This window comes from Pantoea sp. FN0302 (assembly GCF_050113775.1).
In the GTDB taxonomy this organism is placed as follows: domain Bacteria; phylum Pseudomonadota; class Gammaproteobacteria; order Enterobacterales; family Enterobacteriaceae; genus Mixta; species Mixta alhagi.
This window is the reverse complement of record NZ_JBNJSM010000001.1, coordinates 141,809-165,333: the sequence shown is the minus strand read 5'-3', so window position 1 is coordinate 165,333 and position 23,525 is coordinate 141,809. Positions and strand designations below refer to the sequence as shown.

The following is a 23,525-nucleotide window of genomic DNA, read 5'->3' as shown; positions in this document are numbered from 1 at the left end:
GTTAGGTGGTGCTTATACATCGTCACATGTATACAAATTTGTATGCAGTGATAACAGGGAGAATAGAAGCACAAAATTAACAAAGTCAACCAATATGGTTTACTTATCGTTAAAGTTTGAAGCCGATCGCTTGCCTGATGTGATCGGTTTCAAAGAATCAAATTCAACAGGTTTAGCGAGCAAGGTTCTGCAGGAAAACGTCGAGAATAGTATTTGGACGTCGCCCCTTTCGGGTGACAATGGCAATTTTACTGCTGAAGTTAAAAAATTCCGGTTTGATAGCGCGCATCAAATTTTTCCCAACCCACTGCGCCGCATAGTGATCGGGCAGAAAACCAATAAAACGGCCGGTAAGAATAAGGAAAGCGATACCTTCTCGATCTGAGGCAGTAGCGGTACAGTTGAGTCTTTGATGCATGCCAATAGTTTCAGCCGTCATGCGAAAACTGGGTGCAATGGCATCGTATTGTGCCAGTTCCTTGTCATCAGGCGTTTCCTGCAAAGCAAACAACGGATGCTGGCTGCTGCAATAAAGGTATGATTTTTCATCATAAAGCTGCGTATAGTCTAGCCCGGATATGGGTGACGTCAGCGGCAGCGCGCCCACATGCAGCCGTCCATCCATTAGGCCGCGTTCAATTTCAGCTGCGGTACACATGCTGAGGTTAATACGAATTTCCGGCCCTTTTTCCCGCAGCAAAGCCAGCGCCTGGGTAATTTGCATCATCGGCTGCGTTACCAGATTGTTGATAATGCCAATGTTAAATTCCCCGCGCAGTTGCTTGTGTAACTGATTGACCTGCTGCCTGAATGTCTCAATTGCTGCCAACAGCGTTTCGCTGTGACGCAATATTTCCCGACCTTCATCGGTTAAGGCAAAGCCGACACGTCCGCGCTGACAGAGGCGCATTCCCAGTCGTTTTTCCAGATCGCTCATATGCAGGCTGACCGCCGATCGCGTAATCCCCAACAAACCTTCCGCTGCCGAAAAGCTGCCGCATTCGCTTACCGTTTTAAAAATGCGCAGCAGTTTGATATCAAAATCCGTTACCTGGGCCAGAGATTTAGTTTTCATATAGGTGAGCAATTCCGTAACTAAAGGTTAGTTTAAATAGATTTAACTTAACCATAACTTAAATGCACACTCCTTCTGAACCTGTCGGGAGGAAAAAATATGTCTGAAGCCGTTAATACCGCCGCACTGAATTTAAAAGCGCACTGGATGCCTTTTAGCGCTAATCGCAATTTTCATCGGGATCCACGTTTTATTGTTGCCGCGCAAGGCCGTTGGCTGACCGATGATACCGGACGTCAGATTTTTGACAGTCTGTCAGGACTATGGACCTGCGGCGCAGGCCATACACGCAGCGAAATCCAGACGGCGGTAGCGAAGCAGTTGGGTACGCTGGATTACTCACCCGGTTTTCAGTACGGTCATCCGCTCTCTTTCCAGCTGGCCGATAACATTGCGCAACGCATGCCGGGCGATTTGAATCACGTCTTTTTTACCGGTTCTGGCTCGGAATCGGCGGATACGGCAGTGAAAATGGCGCGCGCCTACTGGCGAGCCAAAGGTCAACCGACAAAAACCAAACTGATTGGCCGCGCGCGTGGTTACCATGGAGTAAATATTGCAGGCACCAGTCTCGGCGGCATTGGCGGCAACCGTAAAATGTTCGGTCAATTTATGGATGTTGACCACCTCCCCCATACATTGCAGCCCAATATGGCATTCACCGCGGGCATGGCGGAAACAGGCGGAGTGGTACTGGCCGACGAGATGCTCAAGCTGATTGAACTGCATGACGCCTCCAACATTGCCGCCCTGATTGTTGAGCCGCTTTCTGGCTCAGCAGGTGCTCTTATTCCACCGCAGGGCTATCTGCAACGACTGCGCGAAATCTGTACTCAGCACAACATTCTGCTGATATTTGATGAGGTGATTACGGGTTTTGGTCGCATGGGACGGTGGACCGGTGCAGAATATTTCGGCGTCACGCCTGATATTCTCAATTTCGCTAAACAGGTTACCAATGGCGCGATCCCGCTTGGTGGCGTGGTCGCCAGCAGTGAAATCTATAACACTTTCATGTCTCAGCCGCTGCCGGAACATGCCGTGGAATTTAGTCACGGTTATACCTACTCCGCGCATCCGGTCGCCTGTGCCGCCGGGCTGGCCACGCTCGATCTGCTGGAAAGCGAATCACTGATTGCGCAGTCTGCTGAACTTGCTCCCCATTTTGAACGTACCCTACACGGCCTGCGCGGCTGCCCGCACGTTCTTGATATTCGCAATTGCGGACTGGTTGGCGCTATTCAACTGGCATCGCGCGAAGGTGATGCCACTGTGCGTCCTTTTGATGCTGGCATGGCGCTGTGGAAAGCGGGGTTCTATGTCCGTTTTGGCGGCGATACCTTGCAATTTGGTCCGATGTTCAATACGCAGCCAGCCGAGCTGGATCGCCTGTTTGACGCCGTGGGCGAAGCGCTGCATCACATTAATTAAGGAGCATTATATGAATACAGTTACTCATTTGATTAATGGAGAGGTACGTAAGCCTGACGGCCGTACCGCCCAGGTTTTTAATCCCGCTACCGGTGAAGCGATTCGTCAGGTAGAGCTGGCCAGCACGGCTACCGTGCAGGCAGCGATTGCCGCTGCGAAAGCCGCTCTGCCTGCATGGCGCGATCTTCCTCCAGCGAAACGCACTCTGGTGTTATTCCGCTTCAGGCAATTGCTGGAAGCCCATGAAAAGGAGATTGTGGCGCTGATTAGCGAAGAGCACGGAAAAACCCTGGAAGATGCCGCCGGTGAGCTGAAACGTGGTATTGAAAACGTCGAATATGCCTGCGCTGCGCCTGAACTGTTAAAAGGCGAATATAACCGTAACGCCGGTTCAGGTATTGATACATGGAGCGATTTCCACGCCGTCGGCGTGGTGGCAGGCATCACTCCTTTCAATTTCCCGGCGATGGTACCGCTGTGGATGTATCCACTGGCCATTGCCTGCGGCAATACCTTTGTCCTGAAGCCTTCCGAGCGCGATCCCAGTTCTACGTTGCTGATCGCTTCGTTGTTTCAACAGGCAGGCTTGCCGGCTGGCGTACTCAATGTCGTTAACGGCGATAAAGAAGCCGTTGATGCGCTGCTCGACAGCCCGGATGTAAAAGCCATCAGCTTCGTTGGCTCTACGCCAGTCGCGGAATATATTTATCACGAGGGAACCCGACGCGGAAAACGTGTACAGGCGCTGGGTGGTGCGAAAAACCATGCGGTTATAATGCCGGATGCCGATCTGGATAATGCTGTCAGCGCGTTAATGGGCGCGGCCTATGGCTCCTGCGGTGAACGTTGTATGGCGATTTCCGTTGCGGTTTGCATCGGCGATGCTGTCGCGGAAGCATTGATTGGCAAACTGGCCCCCAAAGTCTCAGCACTGAAAATAGGTGCCGGTACGCAGTGCGGCCTGGACATGGGGCCGCTGGTAACCGCGGCGCACCGCGATAAAGTTGCAAGCTATGTTGAAGAGGGGATTTCAGCAGGTGCAACATTAGTTGTGGATGGTCGCGCATTACGGATAAAAGATCATGAAAACGGCTTCTTTTTTGGCGGTTGTCTTTTCGACTACGTAACGCCGGAGATGCGCATTTATCAGGAAGAGATTTTTGGGCCGGTGCTTTGCGTCGTGCGCGTTCCCTCTCTTGAACAGGCCATCGCATTGATCAACGAACATGAATATGGCAACGGCACCTGCATCTTTACCCGCGACGGTGAAGCGGCTCGTCGCTTCGGTAATGAGATTGAAGCAGGGATGGTTGGCGTTAACGTGCCGTTACCGGTACCGATGGCTTTTCACAGCTTTGGCGGCTGGAAGCGTTCATTGTTTGGCGATCTGCACGCTTATGGCCCTGACGGCGTACGCTTCTATACGCGGCGTAAAACCATTACTCAGCGCTGGCCTAAACAACAAAGCCCGGAAGCAGCACAGTTTGCTTTTCCCAGTAACCACTAACCTGCAGGCCAGACTTTCTGTTTTGGAGAATCGCTAATGAAAGTGTTGATTTTGGGCGGCGGCGTGGTGGGCGTTACCAGCGCCTGGTATCTCGCTAAAGCCGGACATGAGGTCACCGTAGTCGATCGCCAGCCTGCCGCCGCAGAAGAAACCAGTGCAGGCAACGCAGGACAGATTTCTCCAGGCTATGCCACGCCATGGGCTGCGCCCGGTATCCCACTCAAAGCGATAAAATGGATGTTTCAGCGGCATGCGCCGCTGGCTATTCGTCCGGATGGATCGCGGTTCCAGCTGCGCTGGATGTGGCAAATGCTAAAAAACTGCAACCATGAGAATTATGCGGAAAATAAAGCCCGCATGGTGCGTATCGCTGAATACAGCCGTGACTGCCTGCGTGCGCTAAGGCGTGAAACCGGTATCGCCTACGATGAACGCCAGGGGGGCACGCTACAACTGTTTCGCACCGCCGCGCAATTTGATCATGCCGCGCAGGATATTGCGGTGCTGAAAGACGCGGGCGTCCCCTATCAATTGCTGGAATCACGCCAGCTGGCGCAGGTGGAGCCTGCGTTGGCCAGCGTGGCGCATAAACTCACTGGCGGCCTGCGTCTGCCAAATGATGAAACCGGCGACTGCCAGATGTTTACAAAGCAGCTGGCGAAGATGGCTGAAGAGGCAGGCGTGACTTTTGTTTATAACTGTACCGTTGATAAGCTTCTGACAGACAGCGATCGCCTTCTCGGCGTACGGTGCGGTAATCAGGTAATGAGCGCCGATCGCTATATTGTGGCTTGCGGTTCTTACTCTACGCAGTTGTTGCACGGACTGGTATCAATTCCAGTTTATCCGTTAAAGGGGTATTCGCTGACCATTCCTGTGACCGATCCAGCCGCCGCGCCAGCTTCAACCATTCTGGATGAAACCTATAAAATAGCAGTGACACGTTTTAACGACCGGATTCGTGTCGGCGGCATGGCGGAAGTGGTGGGTTTTAACACTCAATTAAAGGAAGCACGGCGTGAAACGCTGAAAATGGTGGTTAACGATCTCTATCCTAATGGCGGGGATCTCTCCAGAGCCTCCTTCTGGACAGGTTTGCGTCCTATGACACCGGATGGCACACCTGTTGTTGGCGCTACGCGTTTTGAAAATCTCTTTTTAAATACGGGTCATGGTACCCTGGGCTGGACCATGGCGTGCGGCTCGGGACAATTGCTTGCAGACCTGATATCTGGCAGAGCACCGGCTATTCCTTTCAGCGATCTTTCCGTTATGCGCTATGCCAACAAATCTACGCCACGCTTTCATCCTGCCATCACCGAAATACGCTAAGTAAAAAAACGCACCGCCCTGCGGCGCGTTTGTCTCTTACCATACGCGGTAGACTTTACCGGTATCAATGCCTTCCAGACTGCGGCGATAAGCCAGTGCCACCCGACTGGCAGCAGCGCTTTCAAAACCAGGAAAGAAAGGCCCATATTTATCCAGCGCCTCGGTTAGCACTGTTGGGCTGACGGCGTTGATCCGTAATCCCTGCAGTTCATTAGCCGCAGCAAGCACAAACCCTTCCAGCGCGGCATTAACCGCCGTCGCGTTAACGCCAGTGCGAATAGGGTGCTGGGTAAGAATACCGGTTGTCAGGGTAAAGGATCCGCCGGGGTTAAGATGATTCTGCCCAATCAGTACCAGCCGCACTTGTCCCATCAGTTTATCCTGCAACCCGGAATTAAACTGCGTACTACTCATATCACTCAATGGACCAAAATGTACGCCGCCGGTTGCCGAGATCACGCTGTCAACTTTGCCGCACTGCGCAAATAACCGCTCTACGCTGGCCTCATCTGTCAGATCTACCCGGTAATCGCCCTGGGTTTTACCAACGCGAATGATGTCATGATCCCGTGCAAGATTTTCAACCACCGCCCGTCCAACGGTACCGCTGGCACCAATTACCATTACTTTCATTTTATCCTCCCGACAGTTAGCCTGATTCCATACTGATGGATTGCAATCACGGGAAAAATGGGCCAAAAATTTAATCATTAAAAACTAAAAGTTAGTAATCATGAATAAATTACGCTGGATGGAAATTTTCGTGGCGGTTGTTGAAAGCGGCAGCTTCAGTGAAGCGGCAAAACAACTGGATATATCCGCCGTAATGACCGGCAAAGCGGTCGCACAGATGGAAGCGTACTTTCAAACCAGACTGCTGCAACGCAATACCCGGCGTCAAACCCTGACGGAAGCCGGTAAAGCCTGGTATCAGGAGAGCCTGCAGGTAATGGCCGCCTTGCACAATGCTGAAAGTCGTATTGAAAGTTTGCGCCGTTTTCCGGCTGGAAGCTTGCGCATTAGCGTGGCAACCACGCTGGGTGCTTGCGTCATCGCCTCTTTATGTAGCGAATACCAACTGCAGTTTCCCGATGTACATATTGAACTGGAACTGAGCGACCGCTTTGTTGATGTAATCGCTGAAGGATTCGATTTTGTTTTCCGCATTGGCAATTTGTCGAGCGATACGCCATTGGTTGCCCAGCACATTGGCGTTTACCACATGGTGATTGCCGCCGCGCCAGCGTATCTGGCCCGATATGGCACGCCACAAAGTCTGGAAGACCTGGCGTCGCATCGATGCCTGCGCTACACCAGCTGGAATAAACGCAACGCCTGGCGCAGCGGCGATAGCGTAATCTGGCCAGAGAGTGCCACATTCAGCTGCAATGATGGCCAGGCGCTCAGACGCGCAGCGCTTTCTGGTGCTGGCATGATTTTTCAGCCGCGGCTGCTGCTGGCTGAAGATATTGCCGCCGGGAGGCTCATCTCATTACTGGAACATACTTTGCCCTCGCCACGACCGGTTCACCTGCTTTGGCGTCAGGATCACCATGCAGGCGTCAAACATCGCAGCTTTATCGAGTGGATAGCGAAACGGGGACCAGAAATGTTGCGTACTTATGAGGAATAACCTGAAGCCAGGCCAGCACTATATAATGCTTCTCCTTGCGGAACGCGGGCTGTGGCTGAGCCAGCGTTCCGCCAGGTTATATCAGAAATAATGGCTGGTCCGTAAGGTTTTCAATTTGTCAGGTTAATCGCTGGCCCTCACCTCCCAGGGAGACGTTAACCACCGCCTTGCCCTGTCGCTGTTCCACGGAAACCACCACCTGCGCGCCAAGACGCTGAAATGTCAGATCCAACAGCGAATCGCCGACAGCCAGCCGCCTGATTTGCAAACAATCAATGCCTACCGGCAGCCTCGGCTGCTCAACGGTTACCGTTTCACGGCGGCCATCAATCGTTATGCCCAGACAGGCCTGCATCAGCATAAACACGGAACCTGACGCCCACGCCTGCGGCAGGCAGGCGACCGGATAGGCGATCGGCGCTTCGCCGGGATCGCGTTCAAAACCGCAAAACAGCTCAGGCAAGCGCATATCAAAGTAAACGGCGGCTTCAAACAGGCTGGAAAGCAAGTGCATCACGCCGTCCCGCTCGCCATAACGTGCCAGCCCCGCAGCGCATAGCGCTACGTCGTGCGGCCACACCGAACCATTGTGATACGACATCGGGTTATAACGCGCTGCCTCTACTGCCAGCGTGCGGATCCCCCAGCCGCTGTTAAAGGTACGCGACAGCAGTTGTTTGCCTGTGGCCTGCGCCCGCTCTGGTGCTGGCAATCCGCAGTAGAGCAAATGCCCGGCATTGGAAGCACGAACCCCACAGGGATTGCCCTGGCCATCCAGCGCCAGCGCATAGAACTGACGCTCCTCAAGCCAGAAACGTGTTTCCACAGCCTGACGCAGCTTATCAGCACGCTGTTCCCATTTCTCGGCCTGCTCAGCCAGCCCGCGCCGCCGCGCCAGCCCGGCCATTTCAAGCCAGGCGCGGTAAGCGTATCCCTGTACTTCAATCAGGGCTATCGGCCCCTGCACCATATTGCCCTGTTCATCAAACACCGAGTCATGGCTGTCCTTCCAGCCCTGATTAAGCAATCCGCTGACTTCGCCGCGCGCATATTCCACCAGCTCACGCGGGCTGGTTTCCACCATCCGCTCCAGCCAGCTGGCAGCGCGCATCAGTGCAGGCCAGATGGTGGTGATAAAGGCATCATCACCGGTACGCTGGACATAAGCCCCGGCCAGCATGAGAAACAGTGGTGTGGTATCCACCCCGCCGTAATAGCGACCAAACGGCAGCTCGTTAATGGCGGACATTTCGCCTTTACGGGTTTCATGCATGATTTTACCCGGCTGCGCATCGCGGAAGGTGGAATCCTCCTCGGCCTGATTTTTGGCAAGAAAGGCCAGCACACCACGCGCCAGCTCCGGATCGAGCCACAGCGTCTGCAATGCCGTGATGATAGCGTCTCGCCCGAACGGCGTAGAAAACCACGGGATACCGGCATAGGGATAAGGCCCCTCCTCCAGCTCCGTGGTCAGCAGCGCCAGGTCCATACGTGATTTGTCCAACCAGGCCTGGAACAACCGGCCCGACGCCTGCAGACGGGCGCCGCGTCGGCTTCGGCGGCGCATCATGCGTCGCGCGGCTGCGGCTGCGCGACGGTAACGCTCCCGACTGGGCGTGCTGCGTTCAGGTCCGATTTCAAGATAGACTTCCTGATAACCATGTCCGGCAATATCAATTAAAAACTCGGCACGGTGCGCATCCAGACGGCGCGGCGGCAGGGAGAAATTCAGCGAGGTAGTACGCAACTGATGGTCCAGTCCCTCATAGGCCATCTCCACACGCTGCTGCTCTACCCGCAGCGGCCGCAGTTGACCTCGCTGTTCGCGCTGCTGGCCGCGCACCTCGAACATATCGCGAAAATCAGCGGCGAAGGTCAGCATTAGCGGCACCTGCACCGGCGTATCGCTGTGATTGTTCAGCAGGATGCGCTCGTACACCCTGTCATGCCACAGAAAACGCTTGCGCTCAATATGCACCACGCCCTGCGGCAACGGGTGATTGGTTAAATGGGCGGTAAAGAATACGTTGTCCTGACTGACGGCGCTGGACAACAGCGATGGCTGCACTCCCCCCAGCGTCAGCCGCAGCTCAGACAACATGCGCGTGTCATGGTGAAATAACCCGTCCTGCTGGCCGAGTATATCGCCCCGGGCGTCCGCCACCAGGAAAAGGTCGCCCTCTTTAAGTACAAACAAACTGGCCGAGGTATGATGCTGCATACTGGTTGTCTCCCTCTCATCCATGATTCGCCGCCCTCTGTGCAGTAGCAGCAGCCGGCACGGTGGCAGCCAGCAGCTGTTCATACAGTGTCAGGTAGCGACGCGCCATCACCCGTGCTGAAAAACGCTGTTCATATACCGTGCGGATACGCGCACGATCGAGTGTCTCCGCCACCCGTATTGCCGCCACAGCATCATCTTCGTTATCAACAATCAGTCCGGTAACGCCGTGATCAATTACCTCCGGCACCGAACCGCAACGCCAGGCAATAACCGGCGTGCCGCTGGCCATCGCTTCGATCATTACCAGACCGAACGGCTCCGGCCAGTCCACCGGGAACAACAACGCCTTCGCGTCAGCGAGGAAGCGGCCCTTCTCTGCATCGTTGATTTCGCCAATAAACTCGATCAGCGGATCGTCCAGCAGCGGCTTCACGCACCCCTCGAAATATTCCCGATCGGCGTTATCAACTTTGGCAGCGATCCTGAGCGGCAGCCCGGCGCGCCTTGCGATGGCGATAGCCCGCTCTGGTCCTTTTTCAGGAGAGATACGGCCAAGGAATGCCAGATAGCCGCCATCGCCTGGCGTAACCGCCGGGATATCCATGCCATGATGTACGGTAGCGAACCAGTTGGCGAAAGGCAGCGGTGTACGCTGATGCTGGGAAATAGAAACCAGCGGATAACGATGCCAGCGTCGATAGGCTTCCGGAAGATCTTTCAGATCGAGCCGCCCGTGCAGCGTCGTTAAAGTGCGTCCGGCCATCTCTTCAAACAGAGGAAAGTGAAGCAGGTCGGTATGGAAGTGGATGACATCGAATTCGTCCCGGCGGCGGGACACGTCATGCAACATACTCAGATGACAGGCGAGATCGGACTTTAGCGGTGCCGGATCCAGACGCAGCGCCTGATCCCGACAGGGCACCAGCCTGGCGCTGGTTTGCGTATCGGCGGAGGCGAATAAGGTCACTTCATGGCCCTCTGCCACCAGCGCATTGGCCAGATGAGCCACCACCCGCTCGGTGCCGCCGTACAGTCTGGGCGGAACAGCTTCATACAAAGGAGCAACCTGAGCAATCTTCATCGTAGAAATCTCCACAAGGTTCCAGAAAATGCAAACAAAGCGAAAAAATCAGGGATAAAGGATTGGCGTAAAAACCAGAAACTATATTAGGACGATCACGGGCGTTTTCAAGCTGACGCAGCGTGCTGACAGCAGACGAAAAAGCCCACTTCATGCGGGCTCAGAGAATATTTGGGAGCCTGGCGGCACTGGCGGCGCAGCGTTAAAATTCTGGCGCGTTTTATCTTTGTGCAGGCGTGAAGCCGTGGCGCTTACTCGCCCAGACGACGGCCAGCGTTAAGATCAGCAACACCAGCAGCGCAGGCGGGAATGCCGGGACGCCGATGCGATCCAGTAAAACTCCCCCGATAATGCCGCCGCCCGCAATCGCTATGTTCCACGCCGTAACCAGCATCGATTGCGCCACATCGGCTGCTTCCCCAGCGGTCTTTGCGAGCGCAGTCTGGAACAGAGCCCCTGCCCCGCCGAAAGCCAGGCCCCAGGCGGCCGTAGCGGCATACACAACGCCGGGGATATTGCTTGCTATACCCAGAGCCAGTGCGGATAGCCCGAACAGAATGGTACTGCACAGCGTTAACGCGCGCAGATAGCGATCAATCAGCACGCCGATCATCCAGATGCCCAGCAAAGCGGTAATGCCGAACACCAGCAGCACCATATCCGTCCGCTCTGCCATGCCTGCCGACGTTAAAAACGGCGCGATGTAGGTATAGAGAATATTGTGAGCCAGCACGAAGGCCAGCACCGCCAAAAGCACCGGACGCACGCCGGCTACGGTAAACACAAGCCTTAGCGAGAGCCGCTTACCCACGGCCTGCCCGGAGAAATCCGGCACCTTGAGGCGTACCCATACCATCAACGCCAGCGCCAGCCCGCTCATCATGCCGAAGCACATGCGCCAGTCAACCAGGCTACCGATGAAAGTGCCCACAGGTACGCCAAGCGACAGCGCCAATGGCGCGCCCACCATCGCAATGGCGATAGCTCGGCCCTTCTGGTGCTCTGGCACCATGCGCGCGGCATAACCCGCCAGTAGCGCCCATAACAGTCCGGCCGATACGCCAGCCAGAAAACGGGCCACCATCGTCAGGAAATAGCTGTCGGAAACCATCGTCACGGTATTGGCAACAACAAACCCCGCTATCGCCGACAGCAGCAGCGGGCGGCGGCGTACGCTCTGAGTAACCGCGATCAGTGGAATGGCCGCCATCAGCGAACCAATGGCGTAAACGGTGACAAGTTGCCCGGCCAGCGCCTGGGAGATTTTCAGTCCAGCGCCGATCTGCGGCAGCAGCCCCGCAGGCAAAGCTTCGGTCAGGATGGTGATAAAGCCCGCCAGCGCCAGCGCCAGTAGCGATGCGATGGGAAGCCGTGCGGCGGGCACGTTGATGGTTGCAGTTGAAGTTGTCATAAATCTGCCTGTAAAGGGTACCGGCCAGGCGCAAATAGCACGGAACCGGCACCGGTTGAACGTAAGCCGCATAGTGCAGGCGTTCCCGATTAACGACAATAATGCTAATGTTCCAAACATATCGGACAAATATTCCTGGGCAGACGCAACAATGGAACCTCTAAGTGGCATTTCATTCTTTGTACAGGCGGCAGAAACGCGTAGTTTTTCTGAAGCCGGGCGTTTCCTCGGCGTATCTTCATCAGCTGTGGGCAAAAGCGTATCCCGGCTGGAAGAGCGCCTGGGCGTGCGCCTGTTTCACCGTAACACCCGTAGTATTACGCTGACCGCCGAGGGTACGCTGTTCCTTGAACGCTGCCGACGCATCCTGTGCGAGGTTGAAGCGGCCGAACTGGAACTCTCTGAGACACAGCAAGCGCCTCGGGGTCGGTTACGCATTAGTCTGCCGCTGGTTGGAATGCTGGTTATGCCCGCGCTTACTGCTTTCATGCATCGCTATCCGGCTATTGAGCTGGACGTGGATTTTTCCGATCGTTTGGTGGATGTAATTGAAGAAGGCTTCGATGTGGTAATGCGTACCGGCGACCCGGCCGATTCACGCCTTATGTCTCGCCCGGTAGGCAGCTACCGGTTGATGCTGGTCGCCTCGCCCGACTATCTGGCAAAGCATGGCATACCCCAGGCTCCCTGCGATTTGACACGCCACGCCTGTTTGCATCACAAGTTTCCCAGCAGTGGAAAACGAGAACCCTGGCCACTGAAGCGCGCTGAAAACGCACCGGAACTCATGCTACCGACAACCATGGTATGCAACACCTGCTCCGCCTTAATTGACGTGGCGGTGGCAGGTCTGGGAATCGCGTGCCTGCCGGACTTTATGGTGCAGCAGGCTATCGAACAAGGCCTGCTGGTTTCGGTACTGGACAAGCATATCGAGCATCAAGGCACCTTTCGGCTGCTTTGGCCATCAAGCAAGCACCTGGCACCGAAGCTACGCGTTTTCATCGACTTTATGGTCACAGAGCTTTTGCAGAAAAACGCCTAATATACGGCAAGTCTCCTGGCTGACACACGCGTCGTCAGGAGCACTTTCCAGAGCGATCGATGTTCTGCCGGATGACTCTGGGGATTAGCTGTAACCGTGACGATTCGAAATAATTAGTTGTGATTCGATTCACATTAAGTTGATTGACGAATAGACAAAATTTTTTGGTGCCATATTGTAGCATTGTGTCTTCCGAGGATAAGTACATTATGAATATCTTACATATATGTGTAACCTCAAAGTGGTTTAACATCGACAACAAAATTGTCGAGCATCGTCCTTAGTTCCCTCTGCATTTATCTCCAGCAAAGACAAATCAATCAGATTCCATGTGATCTTTTTGTTTGATCCGCCTGAATTTTGTCGCTTATAGCGGCCCGGCCATTATCACTATTTTCTCATTTGAGTTAATGGTTGCGCCTGCCTTTATAAATATGGCAAATCAACGGCTAGAGCAAACTGACGTTTCACAGGGATCGTTGTAATTAAATATATTAGAGGACGATGTCATGGAAAATTTCAAACACCTGCCTGAACCGTTTCGCATCAGAGTTATCGAACCGGTAAAACGTACAACAAAAGCATACCGTGAAGAAGCCATTATTAAATCGGGCATGAACCCTTTTCTGCTTGATAGCGAAGATGTCTTTATCGATTTACTGACTGACAGCGGTACCGGTGCGGTTACCCAAAATATGCAAGCGGCGATGTTGCGCGGTGATGAGGCCTACAGCGGCAGCCGCAGTTATTATGCATTAGCTGAGGCGGTGAAAACTATTTTTGGTTATCAACATACTATTCCGACCCATCAGGGGCGTGGCGCTGAACAGATCTATATTCCGGTACTGATTAAAAAACGCGAGCAGGAAAAAGGTCTGGACCGTAGCAAAATGGTGGCGTTCTCAAACTATTTTTTTGATACCACACAAGGCCATAGCCAAATTAATGGCTGTACCGTTCGCAACGTATATATCAAAGAAGCTTTCGATACCGCGATACGTTACGATTTTAAAGGCAACTTTGATCTTGAAGGGCTGGAAACAGGCATTGAAGAAGTCGGTGCCAATAACGTGCCTTATATTGTTGCGACCATCACCAGCAATTCCGCTGGTGGTCAACCGGTCTCCCTTGCAAATTTAAAAGCGATGTACAGCATTGCAAAGAAATATGATATTCCGGTGGTCATGGACTCTGCACGCTTTGCTGAGAATGCTTATTTTATCAAACAGCGCGAAGCGCAATATAAAGACTGGAGCATCGAACAGATCACCCGTGAAACTTATCAATATGCGGATATGTTGGCCATGTCGGCCAAAAAAGATGCGATGGTGCCTATGGGCGGCCTGCTGTGCGTCAAAGATGACAGCTATTTCGATGTTTATACCGAGTGCAGAACGCTTTGCGTGGTACAGGAAGGCTTCCCAACCTACGGCGGCTTAGAAGGCGGCGCCATGGAGCGTTTGGCGGTGGGTTTGTATGATGGCATGAACCAGGACTGGCTGGCTTACCGCATTGCGCAAGTTCAGTATTTAGTCGATGGCCTGGAAGAGATTGGGGTTGTTTGCCAGCAGGCGGGCGGCCACGCAGCCTTTGTGGATGCAGGAAAATTATTACCGCATATTCCGGCTGAGCAATTCCCGGCGCAGGCCCTGGCGTGTGAGCTTTATAAGGTTGCGGGCATCAGGGCGGTTGAGATTGGTTCTTTCCTGTTAGGCCGCGATCCGAAAACCGGCAAACAGCTCCCTTGCCCGGCCGAATTGCTGCGTTTAACGATCCCGCGTGCCACCTACACGCAAACTCACATGGATTTCATTATTGAAGCCTTTCAGCAGGTGAAGGCAAACGCAGAAAATATCAAAGGCTTAACCTTTACCTACGAGCCTAAAGTGTTGCGTCATTTCACGGCAAAACTGAAAGAGGTTTAATTGTCGTCAGCGTGGCCTTACGCATATAGGGCGGTAATATTATCCTGACAAGGGTCATTGTTTTTAGTGTGACGGTGATCCTTTGCTGGTTTAATAATCTCTTCAATGTGTTAGCAATATTCAGTTGGGTCACTTTTTTCGGCTAATGCCATTTGCATGATTTATAAAGTCCCAGGCCTGTAGTGTATGCGGCTAACTAATTTGCCAAAAGAGCAAACAAACTTCGCCCTTTTCAATCTTCCTTCATTTTTACCTCTCATTACTGGAGCGACTCTGGAATTCAGCTCCCATGACGTCAAAATTTTACGGTAAAATTTACTCAACTCTTCAGCAAGCTGAGCATCTGCTTGCAAAACATCAGGTTTAATATTGGCAATAAAAAAGCCCGCAAGGAAGCGGGCTTAAATAATATTGAATGGTTAGTCGTGCCGGTTGCTCACTACTAAATCATTCCCACTCGATCGTAGCCGGTGGTTTACCCGAAATATCGTAAACCACACGGGAGATACCGTTCACTTCATTGATGATGCGGTTAGAGACGCGGCCAAGGAATTCATACGGCAGATGCGCCCAGTGGGCCGTCATGAAATCGATGGTTTCTACTGCGCGCAGTGATACCACCCAGTCATATTTACGACCGTCGCCCATCACGCCTACCGAGCGTACCGGCAGGAACACGGTAAAGGCCTGGCTCACCTTGTTGTAGAGGTCGGCTTTACGCAGCTCGTCAATAAAGATGGCGTCAGCGCGGCGCAGCAGATCGCAATACTCTTTTTTCACTTCGCCCAGCACGCGCACGCCCAGACCCGGGCCCGGGAACGGATGGCGATAAAGCATATCGTAAGGCAGGCCCAGCTCCAGACCAATCTTACGCACTTCATCTTTGAACAGCTCTTTCAGCGGCTCAACCAGCCCCAGCTTCATCTCTTTCGGCAGGCCGCCCACATTGTGGTGCGATTTAATCACATGCGCTTTGCCGGTAGCAGAGGCGGCAGATTCGATTACGTCCGGGTAGATGGTGCCCTGCGCCAGCCATTTCACGTCGGTAAGATGGGTAGCCTGCTCATCAAACACTTCAACAAACACGCGCCCGATGGTTTTACGTTTGGCTTCCGGCTCATCAATGCCTGCCAGCGCATCCAGGAAGCGCGCTTCTGCCGGTACGTGGATGATGTTCAGGCCGAAATGATCGCCGAACATGTCCATTACCTGCTCCGCCTCGTTCAGACGCAGCAAACCGTTATCGACAAATACGCAGGTCAGACGATCGCCAATGGCGCGATGCAACAGCATCGCCGTCACGGAAGAATCAACACCGCCGGAAAGGCCAAGGATAACTTTATCGTTGCCTACCTGCTCGCGCAGACGCTCAACGATATCTTCAATGATTTTTGCCGGCGTCCACAGCGCTTCACATTCGCAAATGTCACGCACAAAGCGCTCCAGCATGCGCAGGCCCTGGCGGGTATGCGTCACTTCCGGATGGAACTGCACGCCATAAAAGCGCTTCTCTTCGTTCGCCATAATGGCAAACGGGCAGGTCTCAGTGCTGGCAACGGTCACGAAGTCAGAAGGGATCGCGGTAACCTTATCACCGTGGCTCATCCAGACATCCAGCAGCGGCAGGCCAGCAGCGCTGACGGAATCTTCGATGCCGCGTACTAGCGCGCTGTCGGTTCTGACTTCCACCTGCGCATAACCGAACTCGCGCTCGCTGGAGCCTTCTACTTTACCGCCCAGCTGCATTGCCATGGTCTGCATGCCATAGCAAACGCCCAGCACCGGCACGCCCGCGTTGAAAACATATTCCGGCGCGCGCGGGCTGTTAAGTTCGGTAGTGCTTTCCGGGCCGCCGGAGAGGATGATACCGCTCGGCTTAAATCCACGGATCTGCTCTTCAGTAACATCCCACGCCCAAAGCTCACAGTAAACGCCCAGCTCACGCACACGGCGTGCAACCAGCTGGGTGTACTGTGAACCAAAATCGAGGATTAAAATACGGTGCTTATGAATATTTTCCGTCGTCATTAAGGCAATTCCAGGGCGATAGACTTAATAAAAGCGCCCGGCTGAGGCCGGGCGAGAAAAGTTCGGGATTACGATCCCATGCGGTAGTTCGGAGACTCTTTCGTAATGGTCACGTCATGCACGTGACTTTCCGAAATGCCCGCGCCGCTAATGCGAACAAATTCAGCTTTGGTACGCAGCTCTTCAATGGTGGCGCAGCCGGTCAGCCCCATGCAGGAGCGCAGGCCACCCATCTGCTGATGAACGATCTCTTTCAGGCGACCTTTATAAGCCACGCGGCCTTCGATCCCTTCCGGCACCAGTTTATCCGCCGCGTTGTCGCTCTGGAAGTAACGGTCAGAGGAGCCTTTAGACATCGCGCCCAGCGAGCCCATGCCGCGATAGGATTTAAACGCGCGGCCCTGATAAAGTTCGATTTCGCCCGGTGATTCTTCCGTACCGGCCAGCATAGAGCCCACCATTACGCAGGCGGCGCCAGCCGCGATCGCCTTGGCGATATCGCCGGAGAAACGGATGCCGCCATCGGCAATAACCGGCACGCCGGTGCCTTCCAGCGCTTCGACCGCGTCAGAAACCGCGGTGATCTGCGGTACGCCGACGCCGGTCACGATACGGGTGGTGCAGATAGAGCCCGGACCGATACCAACTTTCACCGCGCTTACGCCCGCCTCAGCCAGCGCACGAGCGCCCGCGCCGGTGGCTACGTTGCCGCCGATGATTTGCAGATCGGGATATTTAGCGCGGGTTTCGCGAATGCGCTGCAGCACGCCTTCGGAATGACCATGAGAAGAGTCAATCAGCAGCACGTCAACGCCTGCGGCAACCAGCGCATCCACGCGCTCTTCGTTACCGGCACCGGCACCTACCGCCGCGCCAACGCGCAGGCGACCATGCTCATCTTTACAGGCCAGTGGCTTACGCTCGGCCTTCTGAAAATCTTTTACGGTAATCATGCCCAGCAGACGGAAACTCTCATCCACCACCAGCGCTTTTTCGACACGCTTCTCGTGCATTTTCTGCAGCACGACTTCACGCGCCTCGCCCTCTTTCACCGTAACCAGGCGCTCTTTCGGCGTCATCACCGCCGTTACCGGCAGGTTCAGATCGGTCACGAAGCGCACATCACGACCGGTAATAATGCCAACCAGTCGGTTATCATCACTCACCACCGGATAACCTGCAAAGCCATTACGCTCGGTCAGCTCTTTTACTTCGCGCAGCGTGGTGGTCGGCAGCACGGTTTGTGGATCGGTCACCACGCCGCTTTCATGTTTCTTCACCTTGCGCACTTCTTCCGCCTGGCGCTCGATGGACATATTTTTGTGGATAAAGCCCAGCCCGCCTTCTTGCGCCAGTGCGATAGCCAGACCGGCTTCGGTCACGGTATCCATAGCGGCAGAGAGCATTGGAATGTTCAGACGAATTTTTTTGGTCAGTTGGGTACTGAGATCGGCCGTGTTAGGCAGGACAGTAGAGTGAGCAGGAACGAGCAAAACGTCGTCAAAAGTGAGTGCTTCTTTAGCGATTCGTAGCATGGCAATATCTCAACCTGGGGTGAATGAGAACAGATAAAATATTGCCGCGGCATTATACAGGGCGTAATCGGTTGCCTCCAGCTTTTTTTCAGAAAATGTCTTGATCCTCTGTATCAGCCATGTAGTATCGGCTAATTAACTCGCTGATTTATTATTTGATCCCTATCACATGTCGCTACCTCCTTCCGCCAATATTTTTACCGTTAGCCGCCTTAACACCACGGTGCGTCAGCTGCTGGAAGGCGAGATGGGGCATATCTGGCTCAGCGCAGAAATCTCCAACTTTACCCAGCCCGCTTCCGGTCACTGGTACTTTACGCTCAAAGACGATACCGCTCAGGTGCGCAGCGCGATGTTCCGCAACAGCAACCGGCGCGTGAGCTTTCGTCCGCAGCATGGTCAACAGGTGCTGGTGCGCGCGACGGTCACGCTCTATGAGCCACGCGGCGATTATCAGCTGATTGTGGAGAGCATGCATCCGGCTGGTGAAGGAGTGCTGCAACAGCAATTTGAGCAGTTAAAGCAGCGGCTGGCGGCAGAAGGCCTGTTTGAGCAGCAGCATAAACAACCGCTGCCCGATCCGGCGCGACAGGTTGGAGTGATAACCTCTGCCACCGGCGCGGCGCTGCACGATGTGCTGCGTGTGCTGCATCGTCGCGATCCTTCGCTACCGGTAATCATCTATCCAACGGTGGTACAGGGTAACGAGGCGCCTGCCGCCATTGTGCGTGCCATTGAGCTGGCAAACCTGCGTAATGAGTGTGACGTGCTGATTGTGGGACGCGGCGGCGGCTCGCTGGAAGATTTATGGTGCTTTAATGATGAGCGTGTGGCGCGCGCTATCTTTGCCAGTGGTATTCCAGTTGTCAGCGCCGTAGGCCATGAAACAGACGTGACCATTGCCGATTTTGTCGCCGACCTGCGCGCGCCCACTCCTTCTGCTGCGGCGGAAATCGTTAGCCGCAATCAGGTGGAGTTGCTGCGTCAGCTTCAGTCGCAGCAGACGCGGCTGGAGATGGCGATGGATTACTATCTTGCCCAGCAGCAACGCACCTTTACCCGCTTGCAGCATCGTCTGCAGCAACAGCATCCGCAGCTGCGGCTGGCGCGCCAGCAAACCACGCTGTTCCGCCTGCAGCGTCGGCTGGACGAAGCGATGCAGCTACAGTTGCGTAACGCCTCGCGTCAGCAGGATCGTCTGACGCAGCGCCTGACGGCCCAGCAGCCACAGCGCAATATCAACCGGGCGCAGCAGCAGCTTCAGCAATGGCATTATCGCCTGACGCAGGCGATGCAGCAGCGGCTGAGTGCAGAGAAACAACATTTTGGTGTGCTGGTGGCGCATCTGGAAGGCGCTAGCCCGCTGGCGACGCTGGCGCGCGGCTTTAGCGTGACGCAAACGCCACAAGGCGAAGTGCTTAAAAAGACCCGACAGATACAGCCTGGCGAAACGTTGCAAACCCGACTGCAGGATGGATGGGTAGAGAGCGAAGTGAAAGCGATTAGGCCGTTGAAAAAAGCGCGTAAGAAGCAAGCCTAACGCTCTATTACGCGCCTGAATGCCCTATTACCCGTCTGCTACAGACGATAGGCTGAAGTGAGCTCGCCGTTAATCCAAAGCTGGCGCTGCTCACCGGGCGGCAGCGTAATAGTTAAACGTCGCCAGGCGGGCTGATAGTGTCCCTCCCGCTCCACATTCAGCTCAATGCGCGTTGTGCTACAACTGATGCGCCAGCGCAGCCAAAGCGCATTGCCCTGACGCCAGCCATGGCTTTCGCCGTCATCCTCGAAAATCATTCCTTCGCTCTGCCCTTCCAGTAACGGGAACAGCCGCAGCTCGCGCCAGTCATCCGCCGCCGCGTCCACGTGCGCCATCCGCTGCGACAACGGCAACCCTGCTCCGGCGCGCACCAACAGCGGCAGCCGTTCCAGCGGCGCATCCAGCGTGATCCACTGCCCGCCGCCATACCGTTGTCCACTCCAGAAGCAGTACCAGCCCGCATGGTTATCCGGTAGCCAGACTGCGCGCTGACGCTGGCCAGGCTCTACTACGCTGGCCACCAGCAGGTCGCGTCCGATAAGAAAATCATCACTTTCCTGCCAGGTTTGTGCGTCATGCTCATGATCGAGAAAGGCAGGCCGCAGCATCGGCTCGTCGCAGTCGCAGGCCTGCCACAACAGCGTGTAAAAGTAAGGTAACAGGCGATAGCGCAGGCGGATCGCTTCACGCACTATCGCCGTCACGCCGGGATACATCCACGGCTCATTAACCGTGCCGTCATCGTTCCAGGAGTGAATGGTAAAGCGCGGATGCATCACGCCGTTTTGTACCCAGCGAACAAACAGTTCCGCATCCGGTCTGTCGCCGGCAAAGCCGCCGACATCGTGCCCTACGTTATATAATCCGGAAAGGCTCATCCCTAATCCCATGCGGATGTTGTAACGCAGCGTCTGCCAGCTGGTGCGGTTGTCGCCGCTCCAGGTTTGCACGTAACGCTGCATTCCGGCGCAGCCGGAGCGCGAAATCAGATAAGGCCGTCGCTGCGGGGCAAAACGCTGCTGCGCTTCCAGCGAGGCGCGCATCATCAGCAATGGCATCACCGGGCGAATATGTTTAATCGCCACGGCACGACCAAAGCCGTGACAACGCGCCTCGCCGTCCCAAATCTCATATTCATTGTTATCGTTCCAGGTAGCATCGATGCCCATCTCCAGCAGCTGGCTGGTGACACCCTGTTGCCACCAGCGAATCGTTGCCGGATTGGTGAAATCAAGATGGGAACCTTCATCATCCCAGAAGCAGGATCGCTCTGGCGCAGCGCTTTCTGAATCGCGTATAAACAGCCCCTGCTGCGCCACGTCTTCGTAGAGCGGATGATCCTGCAGCAGGCAGGGCTTGATATTGGCTGCCAGACGCAGCCCGGCATCATGAAACGCCTGGCTCAGCGCACGCGGCTGCGGCACTTTTTCATGATTCCAGTTAAACACGTAACGCTTGTTGCCAATGGATGTGTAGCCGGAAGAGAGCTGAAAGGCGTCGCAGGGAATCGCATGCTGACGGCAGAGCTGGATAAACTGCTGTAGCTGCTGCTGCGCATCAGGCGCATCGGTGTAGTGCATGGTTGAGCCACTGTAACCCAGGCTCCACCTGGGGCCAAAACAGGTTTTCCCGGTGAGCCGCACAAAAGCTTTCGTGACATCCAGCACCCGCGGGCCAAAAAACAGGTAATAATCGAGATCGCCCGCCTCTGCCTGATAACGTCGATACGGCTGATGGTAGTTGTCCAGCTCATTACCAAGATCGATCCAGCAGCTACTCAGATTATCGTAAAACAGCCCGAAGCTGACCTCGCCATGACGGGTAATGGTAAAGGGAATATGTTTATAGAGCGGATCGGTGCTGGCGGCGTTATAGCCCATGGCATCAAGGTTGCGCATCTCAAAGCGGCGTCCGCTACGCTCAAGATCGCCTGACTTCTCACCCAGCCCATAGTAACGATCGTTGGCGAAACGGCGTTGATAGTGCGCAATGCCATCGCCATGTATGTTTAATAAGTAGGCGCTGGTGCGGCGATCTTCGGTGAGTAATTGCCACTGATTATCCGCATCAAGATATTCCCACTGCAGCCAGAGCGGCTGATGGATCGTCACGCGCAGGTTCTGGCTGCTGATAAGCAGCCGCTCATCCTGAATTTGCAGATGATAGCCCGGCAGGCTAAAGCCTTCCACGCTCAGGCGATCGCGTCCCTCCCAGGGCACATCCTCTTCCGGCGCGATACTCCAGGTACGATCCAGCGCCAGTTCGCCACGGCGTTTGATCAGGATGCGAAACAGCGACTCTTCCAGCACATAGAGGTAGAACAGATGCTGTTCATCTACCCGCAGTTCGATCCTGTCGGCATACTCCCCCACCAGCGTCCAGTTTTTTAACGTTTTCATATCCACCCCAGCATTTAACGTTTTTTAGCGCTGCGCTCCGCCAGCAGAGCGATCAGGAACAGCGCGCCAATCAGGTCGAAAAAGCCCATCGCCACAAACAGCGGGCCGAAGCCGACGGTATCGGAAACGGCACCAATGAGCAGAGAAAAGAGGAAGCTGGCGATCCAGGCACAGGAACCACGCATACCGTTAACCGTGGCCATCTGATTTTTATCGAATGATTCCACCACCAAGGCGCTCAGCATGCAGGAGATCACCTGGTGGCCGAAGCCGCCCACCGAGATCAGCGCGATGGCCAGAAACGGATCTTTGGTTACCGCAACCAGCGTTAGCGAGAGCATCAGAAAAGCGCCGGTTACGGAGCTGGCGATCACTGAGTTAATGCGCCGGAAGCCGAACCATTTGCGATACAGGCTGGTGAGATAGCCGCTGGCGACGCTGCCGATATCGGCCGCCAAAAAAGGCAGCCAGGCGAACAATGCAATCTGTTTGAGATCCATGCCGCGCTCGGTGGCGAGATAGAGCGGCACCCAAAAACTAAAGACCGCCCAGGCTGGCTCGGCAAGAAAGGCCGGGATCGCGATGCCATAAAATTTCTTATCGCGACAGAGCCGGCCCAACGAGGTGAAAAATGGCAGCTTCGGCAGATCCGGCTCATTATCCTCGCGAATCAGATCCCGCTCCTGCTGGCTCAAATTCGGGTGCTGCTGCGGCGCATGATAAAAGCGCCACCACAGCACGACCCATACCAGGCCCAGCGCACCGGAAAACAGAAAAGCCCCCTGCCAGCCCAGCGTCAGATGGGTCACAACAATAATCGGCGGGGCCAGCATCGCGCCGATCGAAAAGCCGACGCCAGCCCAACCGGCGGCAACGGGACGCTCTTTTTTTGGAAACCAGTCGGCGATGGCACGGGCGTTAGCGGGCGTAGCGGCCGCCTCAGCGCCGCCCATAAAAAAGCGCAGCAGCGCCAGCTGTACCCAGCTTCCCGCACCGGCGTGCAGCATACAGACCAGCGCCCAGATAATGGCGCAGATCATAAAGCCGGTTTTCAGGCCAATCACATCGATCAGCCAGCCGCAAAATGGCTGGAACAGGGTATAAGCGAGCTGGAATGCCGCCACCACCCACGAGTACTGTTCGGTGGACATATTCAGGCTGGCTTTCAGCTCCGGCGCCAGAATGCCCAGCGAATTACGGGTGATGTAGTTAATGGTGATGCCCAGCAGAAATAGCGCCAGCATCCACCAGCGCAGCGATTTGAATTTAGGGGCGGAACGGGTTGCGGTTGCCTGTTCTGTTTCAATACTCATCTGTTTCTCCCTCGCCGCCTGTTATGCGGCTCGCCCGCAGGCGCTT

General features: G+C 54.9%; 17 protein-coding genes. 8 read left to right on the top strand and 9 right to left on the bottom strand.

The annotated features are described in order from the left end of the window. Positions 1-172: 172 nt before the first annotated feature. A complete protein-coding gene (locus ACQE32_RS00775) occupies positions 173-1,075 on the bottom strand; it encodes a LysR family transcriptional regulator (protein ID WP_426971690.1) in 903 nt (300 codons plus the stop codon). 99 nt (positions 1,076-1,174) lie between these two features. Here ACQE32_RS00775 and ACQE32_RS00770 point away from each other — a divergent pair, with 99 nt between their 5' ends. Genes ACQE32_RS00770 through ACQE32_RS00760 form a run of 3 tightly spaced genes read left to right on the top strand, consistent with a single transcriptional unit; the run spans position 1,175 to position 5,345 of the window. Then, complete coding sequence (locus tag ACQE32_RS00770; protein ID WP_427021192.1) at positions 1,175-2,506, top strand: aspartate aminotransferase family protein; 1,332 nt, start codon at positions 1,175-1,177, stop codon at positions 2,504-2,506. Positions 2,507-2,516: 10 nt separating this feature from the next. Then, positions 2,517-4,013, top strand: coding sequence for a CoA-acylating methylmalonate-semialdehyde dehydrogenase (locus ACQE32_RS00765; protein WP_426971687.1), 1,497 nt, complete (start codon positions 2,517-2,519; stop codon positions 4,011-4,013). Positions 4,014-4,049: 36 nt separating this feature from the next. Next, positions 4,050-5,345 carry a D-amino acid dehydrogenase gene (locus ACQE32_RS00760; protein ID WP_426971686.1) on the top strand — a complete coding sequence of 432 codons (1,296 nt, stop codon included), beginning with the start codon at positions 4,050-4,052 and terminating at the stop codon, positions 5,343-5,345. Between the two features lie 36 nt (positions 5,346-5,381). On the opposite strand, the gene ACQE32_RS00755 is transcribed toward ACQE32_RS00760, so the two are convergent. Next, a complete protein-coding gene (locus ACQE32_RS00755; RefSeq protein WP_426971685.1) occupies positions 5,382-5,978 on the bottom strand; it encodes a short chain dehydrogenase in 597 nt (198 codons plus the stop codon). Positions 5,979-6,078: 100 nt separating this feature from the next. On the opposite strand from ACQE32_RS00755, the gene ACQE32_RS00750 reads away from it, so the two are divergent. Beyond that, positions 6,079-6,978 (top strand): LysR family transcriptional regulator, encoded by a 900-nt coding sequence (locus ACQE32_RS00750; RefSeq protein ID WP_426971684.1) that lies wholly within the window; start codon positions 6,079-6,081, stop codon positions 6,976-6,978. Between the two features lie 118 nt (positions 6,979-7,096). Here ACQE32_RS00750 and ACQE32_RS00745 read toward each other — a convergent pair whose 3' ends face one another. The 3 genes from ACQE32_RS00745 to ACQE32_RS00735 form a co-directional block, all read right to left on the bottom strand. Next, positions 7,097-9,199: a glycogen debranching N-terminal domain-containing protein gene (locus ACQE32_RS00745; protein ID WP_427021191.1), complete on the bottom strand. Its 2,103-nt coding sequence runs from the start codon at positions 9,197-9,199 to the stop codon at positions 7,097-7,099. A 16-nt stretch (positions 9,200-9,215) separates the two neighbouring features. After that, entirely contained in the window at positions 9,216-10,283 is a 1,068-nt protein-coding gene (locus ACQE32_RS00740) for a glycosyltransferase family 4 protein (RefSeq protein ID WP_427021190.1), read from the bottom strand. A 220-nt stretch (positions 10,284-10,503) separates the two neighbouring features. Beyond that, complete coding sequence (locus ACQE32_RS00735) at positions 10,504-11,694, bottom strand: MFS transporter (protein ID WP_427021189.1); 1,191 nt, start codon at positions 11,692-11,694, stop codon at positions 10,504-10,506. Positions 11,695-11,845: 151 nt separating this feature from the next. On the opposite strand from ACQE32_RS00735, the gene ACQE32_RS00730 reads away from it, so the two are divergent. The 3 genes from ACQE32_RS00730 to tnaA all read left to right on the top strand — a co-directional run bounded on the left by ACQE32_RS00730 (position 11,846) and on the right by tnaA (position 14,664). Next, entirely contained in the window at positions 11,846-12,739 is an 894-nt protein-coding gene (locus ACQE32_RS00730) for a LysR substrate-binding domain-containing protein (RefSeq protein WP_427021188.1), read from the top strand. Positions 12,740-12,948: 209 nt separating this feature from the next. Then, positions 12,949-13,023, top strand: coding sequence for a tryptophanase leader peptide (gene tnaC / locus ACQE32_RS00725; protein WP_032257250.1), 75 nt, complete (start codon positions 12,949-12,951; stop codon positions 13,021-13,023). Between the two features lie 225 nt (positions 13,024-13,248). Continuing rightward, a complete protein-coding gene (tnaA, locus tag ACQE32_RS00720) occupies positions 13,249-14,664 on the top strand; it encodes a tryptophanase (protein WP_426971676.1) in 1,416 nt (471 codons plus the stop codon). 447 nt (positions 14,665-15,111) lie between these two features. Here the strand turns inward: tnaA and guaA are convergent, their stop codons facing one another. Continuing rightward, positions 15,112-16,692, bottom strand: a complete 1,581-nt coding sequence (guaA, locus tag ACQE32_RS00715; protein WP_085070750.1) for a glutamine-hydrolyzing GMP synthase — start codon at positions 16,690-16,692, stop codon at positions 15,112-15,114. A gap of 68 nt (positions 16,693-16,760) precedes the next feature. Beyond that, positions 16,761-18,227 carry an IMP dehydrogenase gene (gene guaB, locus ACQE32_RS00710; protein WP_426980671.1) on the bottom strand — a complete coding sequence of 489 codons (1,467 nt, stop codon included), beginning with the start codon at positions 18,225-18,227 and terminating at the stop codon, positions 16,761-16,763. Between the two features lie 169 nt (positions 18,228-18,396). On the opposite strand from guaB, the gene xseA reads away from it, so the two are divergent. Then, entirely contained in the window at positions 18,397-19,767 is a 1,371-nt protein-coding gene (gene xseA, locus ACQE32_RS00705) for an exodeoxyribonuclease VII large subunit (RefSeq protein ID WP_427021187.1), read from the top strand. A gap of 38 nt (positions 19,768-19,805) precedes the next feature. Here the strand turns inward: xseA and ACQE32_RS00700 are convergent, their stop codons facing one another. Beyond that, the gene (locus ACQE32_RS00700; RefSeq protein ID WP_427021186.1) at positions 19,806-22,166 is read right to left on the bottom strand and encodes a TIM-barrel domain-containing protein; all 2,361 of its coding nucleotides are present in this window, start codon (positions 22,164-22,166) and stop codon (positions 19,806-19,808) included. 14 nt (positions 22,167-22,180) lie between these two features. Then, complete coding sequence (locus tag ACQE32_RS00695) at positions 22,181-23,479, bottom strand: MFS transporter (protein ID WP_426980665.1); 1,299 nt, start codon at positions 23,477-23,479, stop codon at positions 22,181-22,183. Positions 23,480-23,525 lie beyond the last annotated feature (46 nt).